This is a genomic window from Microcoleus sp. B4-C1, assembly GCF_036705285.1.
Taxonomy (GTDB): domain Bacteria; phylum Cyanobacteriota; class Cyanobacteriia; order Cyanobacteriales; family Microcoleaceae; genus Microcoleus.
Genome location: NZ_JAUBUC010000015.1, coordinates 92766 through 106664, shown reverse-complemented (window position 1 = coordinate 106664; position 13899 = coordinate 92766). Strand labels below are relative to the sequence as shown.

General features: G+C 45.3%; 16 protein-coding genes. 7 read left to right on the top strand and 9 right to left on the bottom strand.

Annotated features, from left to right (window positions below):
* Positions 1-173: 173 nt before the first annotated feature.
* Positions 174-1256, bottom strand: a complete 1083-nt coding sequence (locus QUB26_RS08935) for a class I fructose-bisphosphate aldolase (RefSeq protein WP_333238748.1) — start codon at positions 1254-1256, stop codon at positions 174-176.
* A gap of 225 nt (positions 1257-1481) precedes the next feature.
* On the opposite strand from QUB26_RS08935, the gene QUB26_RS08930 reads away from it, so the two are divergent.
* The 5 genes from QUB26_RS08930 to QUB26_RS08910 all read left to right on the top strand — a co-directional run bounded on the left by QUB26_RS08930 (position 1482) and on the right by QUB26_RS08910 (position 6233).
* A complete protein-coding gene (locus QUB26_RS08930) occupies positions 1482-4112 on the top strand; it encodes a M1 family metallopeptidase (RefSeq protein WP_333238870.1) in 2631 nt (876 codons plus the stop codon).
* 390 nt (positions 4113-4502) lie between these two features.
* Positions 4503-4919, top strand: a complete 417-nt coding sequence (locus tag QUB26_RS08925; protein ID WP_333055295.1) for an NUDIX hydrolase — start codon at positions 4503-4505, stop codon at positions 4917-4919.
* 373 nt (positions 4920-5292) lie between these two features.
* Positions 5293-5547: a BrnT family toxin gene (locus QUB26_RS08920; RefSeq protein ID WP_333238868.1), complete on the top strand. Its 255-nt coding sequence runs from the start codon at positions 5293-5295 to the stop codon at positions 5545-5547.
* Entirely contained in the window at positions 5544-5744 is a 201-nt protein-coding gene (locus QUB26_RS08915; RefSeq protein ID WP_333144455.1) for a hypothetical protein, read from the top strand. The genes QUB26_RS08920 and QUB26_RS08915 overlap by 4 nt, the downstream gene beginning before the upstream one ends.
* Positions 5745-6017: 273 nt before the next feature.
* On the top strand, positions 6018-6233 hold the full coding sequence (locus QUB26_RS08910; RefSeq protein ID WP_333144454.1) for a MafI family immunity protein: 216 nt from the start codon (positions 6018-6020) through the stop codon (positions 6231-6233).
* Between the two features lie 75 nt (positions 6234-6308).
* On the opposite strand, the gene QUB26_RS08905 is transcribed toward QUB26_RS08910, so the two are convergent.
* The 6 genes from QUB26_RS08905 to petC all read right to left on the bottom strand — a co-directional run bounded on the left by QUB26_RS08905 (position 6309) and on the right by petC (position 11555).
* Positions 6309-6791 carry a hypothetical protein gene (locus QUB26_RS08905; protein WP_333124045.1) on the bottom strand — a complete coding sequence of 161 codons (483 nt, stop codon included), beginning with the start codon at positions 6789-6791 and terminating at the stop codon, positions 6309-6311.
* A gap of 51 nt (positions 6792-6842) precedes the next feature.
* Complete coding sequence (locus QUB26_RS08900; RefSeq protein ID WP_333238744.1) at positions 6843-7970, bottom strand: FAD-dependent oxidoreductase; 1128 nt, start codon at positions 7968-7970, stop codon at positions 6843-6845.
* A 334-nt stretch (positions 7971-8304) separates the two neighbouring features.
* Complete coding sequence (psbQ, locus tag QUB26_RS08895) at positions 8305-8748, bottom strand: photosystem II protein PsbQ (protein WP_333238742.1); 444 nt, start codon at positions 8746-8748, stop codon at positions 8305-8307.
* Between the two features lie 159 nt (positions 8749-8907).
* A complete protein-coding gene (locus QUB26_RS08890; protein ID WP_333238740.1) occupies positions 8908-9759 on the bottom strand; it encodes an alpha/beta fold hydrolase in 852 nt (283 codons plus the stop codon).
* Between the two features lie 105 nt (positions 9760-9864).
* Positions 9865-10854 (bottom strand): cytochrome f, encoded by a 990-nt coding sequence (gene petA / locus QUB26_RS08885; RefSeq protein ID WP_333238738.1) that lies wholly within the window; start codon positions 10852-10854, stop codon positions 9865-9867.
* Between the two features lie 158 nt (positions 10855-11012).
* Positions 11013-11555: a cytochrome b6-f complex iron-sulfur subunit gene (gene petC, locus QUB26_RS08880; RefSeq protein ID WP_333238736.1), complete on the bottom strand. Its 543-nt coding sequence runs from the start codon at positions 11553-11555 to the stop codon at positions 11013-11015.
* Positions 11556-11769: 214 nt separating this feature from the next.
* On the opposite strand from petC, the gene QUB26_RS08875 reads away from it, so the two are divergent.
* Positions 11770-12087, top strand: a complete 318-nt coding sequence (locus QUB26_RS08875; protein WP_333036983.1) for a DUF3067 family protein — start codon at positions 11770-11772, stop codon at positions 12085-12087.
* Positions 12088-12153: 66 nt separating this feature from the next.
* On the opposite strand, the gene QUB26_RS08870 is transcribed toward QUB26_RS08875, so the two are convergent.
* Positions 12154-12453 (bottom strand): hypothetical protein, encoded by a 300-nt coding sequence (locus QUB26_RS08870; RefSeq protein WP_333302458.1) that lies wholly within the window; start codon positions 12451-12453, stop codon positions 12154-12156.
* Between the two features lie 55 nt (positions 12454-12508).
* On the opposite strand from QUB26_RS08870, the gene QUB26_RS08865 reads away from it, so the two are divergent.
* A complete protein-coding gene (locus QUB26_RS08865) occupies positions 12509-12817 on the top strand; it encodes a carbon dioxide-concentrating mechanism protein CcmK (RefSeq protein ID WP_333044070.1) in 309 nt (102 codons plus the stop codon).
* A 256-nt stretch (positions 12818-13073) separates the two neighbouring features.
* Here QUB26_RS08865 and tatC read toward each other — a convergent pair whose 3' ends face one another.
* Entirely contained in the window at positions 13074-13856 is a 783-nt protein-coding gene (gene tatC / locus QUB26_RS08860) for a twin-arginine translocase subunit TatC (protein WP_445299595.1), read from the bottom strand.
* Between the last annotated feature and the right edge of the window lie 43 nt (positions 13857-13899).

Sequence of the window (13899 nt, the reverse complement as noted above, 5' to 3'; positions counted from 1 at the left end):
GGGCGGGACGCCCATCCCACAATAACAATTAAAATTGTAAGTTATTTAATTCGCGATCCTTAGATTAAAGAATTTTAATCACGTAAGGTGCACACTCTGCACCTTACGTTGAGGGGGATTTGTGCGCCTAGTGCACCCTAGGTTTAGGTGGTGATATTGAGTGCGGGAAATTTTTAGGCGATCGAGATTTCAGGCGACAAATAAACATCTTGAATGGCGTGGAACAATTTTACGCCTTCTTCAAAGGGACGCTGAAAAGTTTTGCGACCGGAAATTAAGCCGCAGCCGCCAGCACGCTTGTTAATTACCGCCGTGCGAATTGCTTCTGCAAAATCGCTTTTACCGGAAGCACCGCCGGAGTTAATTAAACCCATCCTTCCCGCATAACAGTTGAGCACTTGATAGCGAGTTAGATCGATCGGGTGATCCGTTGTCAAATCGGAATAAACGCGCTTGTCGGTTTTGCCGTAACTCTTGTCGCTTGCTTTAGCAACTGCTGCATAGCCGTTGTTGCATTCGGGCAATTTCTGCTTGATAATGTCAGCTTGAATTGTCACTCCCAAGTGATTTGCTTGCCCGGTTAAATCGGCTGCAACGTGATAATCTTTGTCTTGTTTAAAGATATCGTTGCGGAGGTAGCACCACAGAATAGTCGCCATTCCGTATTCGTGAGCCTGTGCAAAAGCTTGACTGACTTCTTGGATTTGTCGCGTCGATTCCGGGGAACCAAAATAAATTGTTGCTCCGACTGCAACTGCTCCCAAATTCCACGCTTGCTCGACGGAAGCAAACATTATTTGGTCGTATTGATTGGGATAAGTCAGCAACTCGTTGTGATTGAGTTTGACAATAAAAGGGATTTTATGCGCGTACTTGCGAGATACGCTTCCCAAAACTCCCAGGGTTGTCGCGACAGCATTGCAGCCAGCCGAAATTGCTAATTTAATGATGTTTTCGCTGTCAAAATAGATGGGATTCGGTGCAAAAGAAGCGGCCGCCGAGTGTTCGATTCCTTGGTCTACGGGCAGGATGGATAAATAGCCGGTATTTGCCAAGCGTCCGCTAGAATAGAGTTGCTGAAGCGATCGCAAAACTTGAGGAGATCGATCGGTTTGAGCAAAAATGCGATCGACCCAATCCGGGCCAGGCAGGTGCAAAAAATCTTTAGAAACTTTTGCTTGATGGGTGAGCAAGTCTTCGGCTTCGTCGCCAAGCCAAGATTCGATGGAATTGGGAACTGATAGTGTAGCTGTCATACAGATTTCCCTCTCAATTTCAATTACAGGCTGATGATTGCAGACATTAACCTTGCTGACTATTGTAACGAAAAAATCATATTTTCCATCCCCTCAACGATAGACCCAGTTTTTAACAAATTAGCGACAACAGCAGCTAGGACGCGCTACTCTATAATAAGCTGGCAGTTCAGCCGGATCGGCGCTGCCAGCGATCGCCGCTCGACTCACAACTTTGCCATCACAATGTCAAATACTTACTTCGATTCTGAAAACGCTCACAAATCCTTTGAGATGCCCGGTGCTCGGCCGCATTACAATCCGGATCGCCCTGGTCAAGTAGAGCATATTTTCCTCGACTTAGTGCTGAATATTCCCAAACAAAGCTTTCGTGGCACTTGCAGCATCCGCATCAATCCAGTCCGCAGCGGTATTGACAAATTAACCTTAGATGCTGTCAACCTGAATATTAAATCAGTAAAAGTCGGCGAAATTGAGCAAAATTTCGACAGCGATGGCGAAGTGCTGCAAATTCAACTACACGAACCAACAGAAGCTTACCAACCAATTACAATTGCGATCGACTACTGGGTCGAAAAACCCCAACGTGGCCTTTATTTCGTCGGCCCGGACAAACACTATCCAGACAAACCCACTCAAGTTTGGACTCAAGGCGAAGACGAAGATTCCCGTTTCTGGTTTCCCTGTTTCGACTATCCCGGACAGTTGGCTACTTCAGAAATTCGAGTGCAAGTTCCGAGACAACTTTTTGCTATTTCCAACGGCGAATTAATTAGTACAAAAAACGAAGGCGACGATAAAATTTATCACTGGTCCCAAACCCAGGTACACCCGACGTACTTAATGACCTTAGCCGTCGGAGATTTTGCCGAAATCAAAGACGAATGGAACGGCAAACCAGTTAATTATTACGTGGAAAGAAGCCGCGAAGCAGACGCTAAGCGCAGCATGGGCAAAACGCCTCAAATGATTGAATTCTTCTCTCAAGCATTTGGCTATCCTTACCCTTTTCCCAAATATGCTCAAGTCTGCGTCGATGATTTCATCTTCGGAGGCATGGAAAATACTTCGACAACTTTGCTAACAGATAGGTGCTTGTTAGACGAACGCGCCAGCCTCGACAATCGAGGTACTGAAAGCTTAGTCGCCCACGAATTGGCTCACCAGTGGTTCGGTGATTTAGTAGTAATTAAACATTGGTCTCATGCTTGGCTAAAAGAAGGCATGGCTTCTTATTCCGAGGTGCTGTGGACTGACAAAGAATACGGCAAAGAAGACGCGGCTTACTATATGTTAAATGAAGCCCGCAATTATTTAGCTGAAGATAGTTCCCGCTACCGCCGCCCCATAGTCACTCACGTTTATCGCGAAGCCATTGAATTGTACGATCGCCATTTGTACGAAAAAGGCGCTTGCGTCTATCACATGATTCGCGCCGAGTTGGGCGACGAATTATTTTACAAAGCAATTCACACTTTTGTGCGGGATAACGCTCACAAAACTGTAGAAACGATCGATTTGCTCAGGGCGATAGAAAAGGCTACTGGTCGCAATCTCATGTTTTTGTTTGACCAGTACGTTTATCGCGGCGGTCATCCCGATTATAAAGTTGCTTATTCCTGGGATGGCGACAGCAAGTTAGCAAAAGTTACTGTTACCCAAACTCAGGTAAAAGATAGCAAGAATGGCAACAGCAACAGCAAAGATGTATTCGATTTGAAAATCCCGATCGGCTTCGGTTACAAGCCAGAAAAAGAAGCAGACGATGACAGTTATGTACGTTCTACTGCTAACCTAAAAACTTTCACAGTCCGAGTGCATGAGCGCGAGCAAAGCTTCTATTTCCCTCTCGAAGAGAAGCCTGCATTTATCAGTTTTGATGTCGGCAACAAATACTTAAAAACTGTAGCGTTAGAGTATGGAGTTGCGGAACTAAAAGCTCAGTTGCAGTTCGATCCAGACCCGGTTTCCCGGATTTACGCTGCCCAAGCTTTGGCGAAAAAGGGAGGACTGGAAGCGGTGAAAACGCTGTCAGAAGTTCTCAAGAAAGAGCCGTTCTGGGCAGTACGGGCCGAAGTTGCCGGTCAGTTAGTTGAAATTAAACTCGACCAAGTTTTTGAAGGTTTAGTAAGTGGTTTAAAAGATAAAGATGCTCGTGTTCGTCGCGCTGTGGTGAATGCGCTGGGTAAAATCCAAACTCACGAAACTTATAAAGCGCTGAGATCGATCGTCGAAAAAGGCGACGACAGCTATTATGTAGAAGCAGCAGCAGCGACTGCTATTGGCGGAATCTCAGCAGCTAACCCCGACGAAAAACCGACCGACGAACAGGTACTCAAAGAGTTAAAATTGGTGCTCAAAGAGCGTCAGGGGTGGAATGAGGTAGTGCGATCGGGTGCGATATCCGGTTTGGCGCAGATGAAAACTTCTGAAGATGCGCTGAATTTAATTTTGAAATACACAGCCGCCGGTACTCCGCAAGCTTTGCGCTTGGCTGCAATTCGCTCTTTGGGCACAATTTCGACTGGTCAAACGAAGGTCAATTTAGAACGGATTTTGCAGCGATTGGCAGAATTATCTAAAGAGACGTTTTTCTTGACTCAAGTCTCTGTAGTAGTGGGATTAGGACAAATGCAAACTCGCAAAGCCATTCGCATTTTGCGTTCTTTAGCTGACCAAACTCCCGATGGCCGCGTCCGCCGCATGGCTGATGAAGCTGTGCAAAGAGTGCAGAAAAATGCTGGTTCTGATGCAGCGGTAAAGCAGTTGCGGGAGGAATTAGACCAGGTGAAAAAGGAGAATCAAGATTTGAGGAGTCGGATGGAAAATTTGGAGGCTAAGGCGAAGAAAGATTAGGTGTAAAATCCTACCGACGCAGATAAAGGCAGATATTGGCGATCGGCTTTTATCTGCTTGTCGGTAGAGGATTTGGCGAATTTATTATAATAATATTATTGTTCAGTGGGAGTGCAGGGGAATTTCCTATTTTCGACAGACAGGAAAAGCCAAATATGTTTATTATCCAATTTATTGCTGTCTCAACTTGGGAAGTGTAGAAAATCAGGCGTGCAGTTTTTATTGTTTAGTTGGCAGCTATTAATCGGAGTTATGCACGGGTGGCGAGAAACCGGGTTTTTTACGAAAATCCTGCGCTGTAGCCCGGAGAGTCGGCAAAAAACCCGGTTTCTTTAGTCCTATGTCAATCAAGTTGCAGCAGATTTTGCAGCCAGAAATATTGCAGAAATCATGAGTATAAAAATCGCTTTACTGGTCGATCAATCAGGGGTAATTCCCTATCGCATTCAAGACGGACAAATTGAAGTAATGCTGATTACTTCTTCGGCTAGCAAGCGCTGGGTGATTCCCAAAGGATTAATTGAACCTGACATGACTCCCCAAGATTCTGCTGCCAAGGAAGCTTGGGAAGAAGCAGGTTTGTTGGGTAAAGTCTTCCCGGATTTGCTGGGAACTTACGAGTATCAAAAGTCCGGCTATACTTGTCAGGTAGAAGTATTTTTAATGCAAGTGCAAGCAGTTCTAGAAATTTGGCCGGAAGCTAGCAAGAGAAAGCGGCAGTGGGTAAGTATTCCTAAAGCAATTAAGCGGGTTAATGAACCGGAACTAAAACTCATTTTGGCGGATTTGCCAAATCGGTTCTGGTGAATAATACCCAGATATCCGACTTATTCACAAAGTCGGGTATCTAAGACTTCTCGACAAGCTGGAATCGGAAGTGCAGTCTAAGTTCAGCAATATTAAGATTAAAATGTGCGCGATTCCAGGAGTCACTTACCAGGATTTAAGTCGCCAGACAAGATTCCGCTATACGTTTCTCAAGTGGCTTGGCTCATAAGGCCCGATCGCGATCGAATTCAAAAGGAGATAAACTCATGTTTGACTACAAACTTGTTGGCAGTAAACTCCATAAAGTCATTAACTCATAATTTATGTTATAATTTAATTGCAGCTTCGTTTACCATAATAAATTGCCTTGGATTATAACTTTGATTGGAATCCCGCCAAATAAAAGCAAAATATTCGCAAGCATCAATTAAATTTTCGTTTGGCATCAACTGTTTTCCGCGATCGTTCTCAATTAACAATATATGATGAAGAACACAGTCAAGATGAAGATAGATGGATTACCATAGGCTTAGATGAAACAGGAACTTTAAGGGTTGTCATCCACACCTTTGAACAAACCGATCGCACCTCCTGTATAATTCGGATAATTTCAGCCCGCAAAGCTAATTTCACTGAAACCCAAGCTTATCAAGAGAGGAAATTATGAAATCAGAGTATGACTTTTCTTCATCAGAGCAAGGCAAGTTTTACCATCCTGATGCTACGTTTCATTATCCCATTTATCTCGAACCAGATGTCGAGGAATTTGTGACTAAGATTGCTGAGCATAAAAAGATTGAGGTTCAAGTTTTGGTCAATGAATGGCTGAGAAATAACATTAAACTAATTCAAAGTATTGAGTAGGTGAGAAACCCGGTTCCTTTTCTCAAGTGGCTTGGCTCATAATGCCCGATCGCGATCGCTCCCAGAAGGAGATAGGATCATGTTTGACTATAAACTTGTAGAAAGTAAACTCCATGAAGTCAATCGATTTTAGATTTTAGATTTTAGATTTTAGATTGAAGCCTTGACCCCACGGATAAATGCGGGGCGCAAGTTTCATCGGATACAGGTTTTTTATTTCTGGACGGATGAATCCGGGGGCTTGTATCCTGGATGCTTTCGGTCATTAACATCGTGAAACCACAACTGTCAGACACTCAAATAGAATTTATGGTTTCAAATATTCAGGCGGGCGAGTGGAATCTGGCGTTAGAGACTTTGTGCGATATTCTCATTGAAGAAGAAATTCCCATAAATTTAAAGGTTTATGAACTTTGGCAAGAAGTGGGCAATATCTTGAACATGGAACGGGAAACTTGGGAGATGTTAAAAGTCCACGTAACTCTTTGAGAATAGAATATGTAGATGCGATCGCTGCAAATCCCAGAGAAATTGCAGCAACAAGTCCAGATGCCTTAATACAGATTAAGCGTTAGCTGACAGAAAAGGAATACTTTCGGCTAAGTTATCCTTAACTTCAATTCCCTGTTTTCTCGCCCAAAACTGGCTCAAAAAGTGAATTTGCCGCAAGCCCACAACTAAATTTAAACCGGGTACAAAAAGCCACCAAACTGTTAGCGGTTCTTTGATTCCTTCTTGGCGGTACAATTCATTAACTGTCTTGTAAAGTTTGAACTGCACGATGTAAATCCAAGCAATACCCAGCAAGGAAAACCAACCAAACCATCCGGGAACGTCAGGATCGAATATCCGCAAAGCTTGGGGGACGGCTACTCCTAAAACAAAGGGAAGCAAGCAAAGAGTTCCCGACCAACCGCTGCCGTTATAGCGACGCAATTCTTCTTGAATAATCCATTTGTACCATCCGTAATATAGCAGCAAGCTGACTCCAGACAGCAAAATTACTCGCCACAAAGAGCGCGGTTTACCTAAAGGTTTGTCGGACATATTTAGATGTAAGATATGAATGGCTATCTTGATTGTATTAACATTTGTTAATTATTGCAAAATCATTTCTCGAATCGATCGCGCTGTTGCAGGGGCCAGCAGAACACCGTTGCGATAGTGGCCACTGGCGATGAGAATGCGATCGTTACCGGGAAGCGTCTCGATAATTGGGGCCGGCCGCCCTTCCGGCCGCGGGCGCAATCCTGACCATTTCCTGATGATTGAGGCGAATGCTAAGGCCGGACAAAGGGATCTCGCCCTCGCCATCACTTGCGCCAACATATCAGCATTCGCCTGAATTTCCCCGCCATTTTCGGAAAACTCCACCGTCGCCCCCACCCAAAATTCCTGATTTCCCACAGGCACAATGTGAACGTCATCGCAAGTAATTACCGGGCTAAAATCTGGGTTTCCTACAGGATGGGGCGTCAGCAAATGCAGCGCTTGTCCCAACACCGGGCGAATGTCAACCAACTGATTTAACGATGCAGTCACAGCAGCAGAACCCAAACCAGCCGCCACAATTAGTCGATCGAAATTTTCAGCAACAGGCAAGATGCCTGTTCCACAAGACTTATTGACAGCAATGGAAGATGCGAGTTGAATCTCAGACACCTGAGAATCCAACTCAGTAATGCCTTGAACTTCCACTCCAAACTCAAAATTAACTCCTTTGAGTTTAGCAGCATCAACCAAAGCCAAAGTTAGCGCCGTCGGATCGACTTGCCGGTCTTGAGGGGAATAAATCGCAGCAATAATCCGATCGTTTAAAGATAGATGAGGGCAGCGAGCTCGCACTCGTTCCCGATCCCAAAGTTCCAATTTCCAACCTTGAGACTCACGAGTTGCTATCAACTTTTCCCACTTACTTAAATCCTCTCCCTCCGAACAAAGCATTAAAATTCCTTGTTTGTTAAAAGGAATTTTTCGCCCCGTAACTGCTTCCAATTCTGGAATCAAAGTTTCGTAGCGCTGAAGGCTAGTTTCCCTCAACTGCCAATTTCTGCCCTTAGTTTTGTGGCTGATAACTCCCATCAAAACACCGAGTGCAGCGCCAGTAGAACCTTGTGCCGGCGGCTGTTTGTCTAACACAGTAACTTTCAGTTCGGGAAATTGACTTAGTTCAAAGGCGATCGAAGCCCCAACAATACCGCAACCAATAATTGCAACACGAACCATTCAATTTTAGATTTTAGATTTTAGATTTTATAGAAGTTTCTTGTAGTTTTTCCTAGGGTGCATACGAAGCAGATTATCTTCTCGCATTGGTGTCAACTTAAGGTATAACTCATAGTCCGACAGGGGTTGAAACAAGAGCCTCAAAGCGAAAGTCCTAGCTATGAGGACTAATGAGTTCTTCAGTCCTCTTTGAGAGGACTTTCGCTATGAGACAGGGAATTCATTCCCTGGCGGACTGTCGGGTCAGTGGGAGGAATGGCGGACTCAAAGCTTAAGTTGACACTAATAATCTTCTCGGTTATCCGTAGGCACTCTACGCCAAGCCCAAAAGTTATTAAGCTTTAGGAATTAGCTGCAAGAAGGCATCGAAATCACTGACAGCTTTTTGATAGCTGGCCGTGACTTTTGCATAGTCAAGGTCTTTAGCAGCAAGATCGATGTTAACCAAATCGGCAAACAAACTCTTGGTCAAATCAACAGCTTGTTGTTGAGAACTAGGCAACAAACTCGCAGAGACGGTTTTCATGGTGTTCCGCAAGTCGCCTAGAGGCCCGTGAATGTAAGTTCTGGTATCAACCCAATTCCGTTTTTGAATTAGGGTGCCCAATTTGTCCATGCGCGATCGGAACTCTGTCAGAGTAGGAACATAGCGCTGAATTTGCTGGATTTGGGCTGTTGTGTAAGTCGTTGGAACTTTTGCTTCGACACTGCTGCAACTAACCAGAAATGCCATCAAAAACGCCATCATCAAGGCAAAAATTGAACGGGGACGAGTCATGTCGATTTTAGATTTTAGATTTTAGATTTTAGATTGCTCGTTGCGAGCGGGCACAGGGCGGGTACGGGGTTGCTCGTGTTCGTTCCAAGGCTCTGCCTGAAAACGCAGATGCTTTGGCTCTGCTTCGCTGACCCAGCACCGAGAGTTATGTACAAAATATTATTTTACCTCCTGGCGGCGCAGAAAAGTTATCACAGCATCGCCAACTTTTTCTGACCAATGTTCTTGAGGATAATGCCCCGCTTGTTCCAGTGTGACTAACTCTGCATTTTGCAGGGAACCTACTAGCTTTTGAACAGGTTCAACACTCAGCCAAGGATCTGTCAAACCCCAGACAAATAAAGTTGGTCTAGTCCATCCTTTCAAGCCGGATTCAATTTCGGCCATTGACTGCGGCAATTGAATATTGCGGACTGTATTCATTAGCGATCGACCTGCATCCGAACTCTTCAAAAACGGGCGGCGGTAAACATCTAAATCCTTGTCTGATATTGTCTGGCCGCTGCCACCTTCGAGAGTTCTGTCAACCAAAAGCGGGTCTTGCGTCATCATGTCGCCAATAAAAGGCAGCCCCAACTGCTGCATTTTCCAAGGCAATTTTATATTTCCTGAAACTGGTGTATTGATAACGGCTAGACGCTCAATTTTATCGGGATTGCGTAAAGCGTATTGAATGCCGGCTGAAGCTAAAAATCCTTGGACAACGAGGTAAAATCGGTCTAATTCTATAGCTTGAATAAAGCCAGCGAGGGCGTCAACAAAAGCATCGGGAGTGTAGGCAAAGTCGCGCTTGTCTGGTTTTGTCGATCGCCCGTAACCCACCCAATCTGGGGCGATCGATCTAAATCCGCTTGCCGCCAAATCCGGCATCATTACAGTCCAGGTAAAACTCTGGGACGGCAAACCGTGCAGCAGCAGTACGGGGGGTTTACCAGTTTCGTTAACCGGATTTGTTTCCCGATAAAACCATTGCAGCGGGCCTACTTCAACTATTTTCTCATCAATTGACATTATTTTACTGGTTATTTATCAAACAATAAGGCGGGGATTCCCCGCCCTACTTACCTAATAGTTGGGTGTGCACATAGTACCTTACCCAACTAATTACAGCCGCGTTTAGAAATTCATTTCAGCAGCTTGAACTTTTTCGACCTGTTTCTTCTTGAGAACCAGCATAATTTGAGCCAGCATGGTCAAAGCTACGAAAGCCATCAATCCTTTAACGCGATCGGCACTTTGCAGCACAATCTCCACGTCTTTTTGACCAAAGCCGCCCACATTAGGATTATTGGTCAAAAGTTCGCCTGCTGCAACTGTTTGTCCTTCGGTAACAATCAGTTCTGGGCCTGCGGGAATCGTATCAACAACTGCTGCACCTTCTGCAGGTTGAATGGTCACTTCATAACCGCCAGCTTCCGGTTGAGCAATCTTAGAAATGCTGCCAGCTACCGAAGCATTGTAAACAGTATTATTGCTCTTTTCGCCAGTAGGATAAACCTGACCGCGGCCGCGGTTGCCACCCACATAAATTTGGTATTTGCCGTAGTGAACGGACTTGTCAGTTGCCGGATTCGGCGACAAAACTGGGAATACCAATTCTTTGTACTGTTCTCCCGGTACTGGGCCGACTAAAACAATATTTTCTTGGGTTTCGCTGTAAGGTTGGAAGTAAAGATCGCCGACTTTTTCCTTCATTTCTTCGGGAATTCTGTCAGCGGGAGCAATCTTGAAACCTTCGGGCAACATCACAACTGCGCCGACATTCAAGCCACCTTTGCTGCCGTCGCCGACAACTTGTTGCACGCTAGTATCGTAGGGAATCTTGACAATAGCTTCAAAAACTGTGTCAGGCAAAACAGATTGCGGTACTTCAACTTCAGTCGGTTTTGCACCGAGGTGACAGTTAGCGCAAACAATGCGACCTGTTGCTTCGCGGGGAGTAGCGGGTGCTGTTTGCTGTGCCCAGAAAGGGTAAGCAAATGCTGCTTGGGGAAGTGCGATGTCGCTGGTTAGGAAAAATCCTGCGGCTACGATCGCAATTAAGGCTGTTTTCGCGATCGTCCTGGCACTGCGGCGAAATATCGCAGATAAATTAGTTTGTGGCATTAGAGTATTCAATCTCAAAGGTCAGACAATGCGTGAATTTTAGATTTTGAATTTTGGATTTTGGATTTCGGATTATTAGACTGTTTTAGGGATGCAATTATCTTGGATTTTCACCGCTGACCCCAATCTAAAATCTAAAATCTAAAATCCAAAATTGTTTAAGACCACCAAGGTGCTTCGCCGGTGCGGAAATCAGTTTCCTTCCAAGTTGTAAAAGCGATTTTGTCATCTGCGACAGTGGCGTGGGCCAGGGCCAGAGACAAAGGCGCGGGGCCGCGCACCACTTTGCCCTCATTGTTGTATTGAGAACCGTGGCAAGGACAGATAAACTTGTTTTCGCTAACATTCCAAGGCACGACGCAGCCCAAGTGAGTGCAGACTGCATTGATGCCGTAGTCAGCGAGAGATAAGTCTTCTTTCACCACAACATAGGTGGGGTCGCCTTTGAGACCTTGGGCTAAGCTGCGATCGCCCGCAGGGTGCGAAGCCAAATATTCGCTAACGATGATGTCGTTACCCAAAGCATCTTTAGCTGTCACTCCGCCACCAACTGCCCCACTCGCTGGAGGAACAAAATATTGGACAACGGGATAGAGTGCGCCCAGTGCCACACCTGTGACTGTACCGAACGTCAGCAAATTCATAAATTGGCGACGCCCCATATCGGGGACATCGGGATTTCCAGCAGAAGATTGAGCCATGACCTGCCTTTACGGTTTTAAGTTACGTTTGTTTGTTAGCTGTTAGCGAACTTGTACGTGCAGAGGAAGGAGGATAATTGCCGTTAATCTGCTCGCACAAATTTTAGGCCGCGAAAATTCCTTTTAAGAATGCGCCTTCCAGCCTTTATTAGAGTATTATTACATTTTTTGAACTTTGTCTTTTATTGTTTAATGGATTAACTCAGGAGCAACCATGACGGGCCAGGATTTACACCAGCTACTGCTAGAAAAATGGGGAAAGTCTTACGATATCAGATTGCGGCGAACGCGGGGCAAGATTTTTGTGCAAGTTATGTGGAAATATCTAGAACAGGCATCTTTTCCGATGACGGAGGCTGATTATTTTGAGCATTTGGATGCGGTGGCCAATTACCTCAACGGCTGGGGGAGTACAGAACAGGTGAGAGAATATATCGTAACTACTCGCGATCGCCCGCGCTTGGGTAAAGCTGTCAGCGTTCCTCTAGATTTGGGTGAAAGAGCCTCGGAGTGGTTGCTAGACGAGTTTTGAATCAGTCATTAGTCCTCAGTCATTAGTCCTCAGTCATCAGTCCTCAGTCATTAGCCCTCAGTCATATCAAATCCAGTTAGATCCGAATGATACCGGAGTGCGAGCCTCCCCGCTTGGCTGCGCCGGGGGAAACCAAAGCGCTACATCCTTTTGATACCGGAGTGCGAGCGTCCCCCCCCGCTTTGAGAAACTAGAGCGATCGCGATCTGTGCTCGCACCAGCTCTTGTGTGGCGGGATTTCCGGCGCGCGCTATGGGCTGTGGGATTTAAATGCCGCAACAGCTTGTGGGGCTTTTTAGGGGCTTTTTTAATTTTGGGCGATCGTCCTTCATGCTTACCAAAATCATCCGAACCAATTTCTGTCAACAATTTCACCTACAATGAGTGTCAGATATCTTGTGAAATTTAGGAGAATGTTGTAATGGGTGTTGCACTGGGAATGGTTGAAGTCTTAGGATTTCCCGCTGCAGTAGAAGTTGCGGACTCAATGGTGAAAGCAGCCCGTGTTACTTTAGTTCGCTATGAGAAAATAACCCGCGCCTACTGGACAATTATAGTGCGAGGAGATGTCTCTGAAGTGCAAGCAGCCGTTGCTGCTGGAATTGAATCAGTTAAAAAGGTCGATGGCGGAAAGTTGCTATCGTATCACATAATTGCTCGTCCCCACGAGAATCTGGATTACATTTTGCCGATCGGCTACACTCCTGAAGTCGAACAGTTCCGAATGTAGTCAGTCGATTTTAGATTTTAGATTTTAGATTTTAGATTTTAGATTTACTTTTGTATTGAATCTGAGAGCTTGAAACTTAGTCTAAAATTTTGGGTGTTCCACTCCTTAAGTCGCGGGATTTTACCTGCTTTTACGCGGGATCAAAGTTTTGACAAAACTTTGGTGTGGAATTTTAACTTTTAGTAATTATAGAGGCGCGGGCGATCGCGTCTCTATATTTTTTTGCTGAGAGTCGATCGATCTTTCGGTGGAGTTTTTACCGCCCTAAAAGCTTTACCAAACCAACCCCGCCAAAATACAAGCTCAGCACCGCACCTCCTAAAAGACTTTGCGTTAAAGGATCGGTAGAAGGCGTTAAAACCGCTCCCAAAACTGCCGCTCCCAAGACTACATACCGCCAGCCGGAAAGCATTTGGTTGGAAGAAACTATGCCCAAAACACCGAGCAATACTTGGAGAATCGGGATTTGAAAAGCTAAGCCGGTGCTGAACATTAACAGCAGCACAAATTTAAAGTATTTGTCGATCGACCACAACTGCTCTACAACATCAGCCCCATAGCTAACAAAGAAGTTGAGCGCCGCCGGAATCAGAGCAATGTAAGCAAAGACTAAACCGCCCAAAAATAGGAAACTCGAACCGAAAAACACAGGCCCCAGCAACCTGCGTTCTTTGCGAGTCAAGCCGGGGAGAACAAACAGCGCTATCTGGTAAAAAATAAACGGACTGGCGATGAGCAAACCGCTGTATCCGGCTACTTCGATAGAAACAAAGAAATACTCGCCGGGAGCTAGTTGCAGAAACTTGACGGGCCCGGCGGGTACTTCTAGCAATTGTACGATAGGTTTAACTGTGAAAAAGCAACCGATTACAGCGATTACTACTGCAATTAGCGAGTAAAAAAGTCGCTGTCGCAATTCTTCTAAATGGTCGAACAAAGACATTTCAACTTCGTCGGGAAGTTCATCGAGATATTCATTTTCTAGGTTGCGGGAACCCAGAAAACTGTCGGCGATTAGTGCAATGTTATTTTCCGGGATAACTGCTTTGTCTTCTAAGTTACTGACACCCTCGAAATCATCG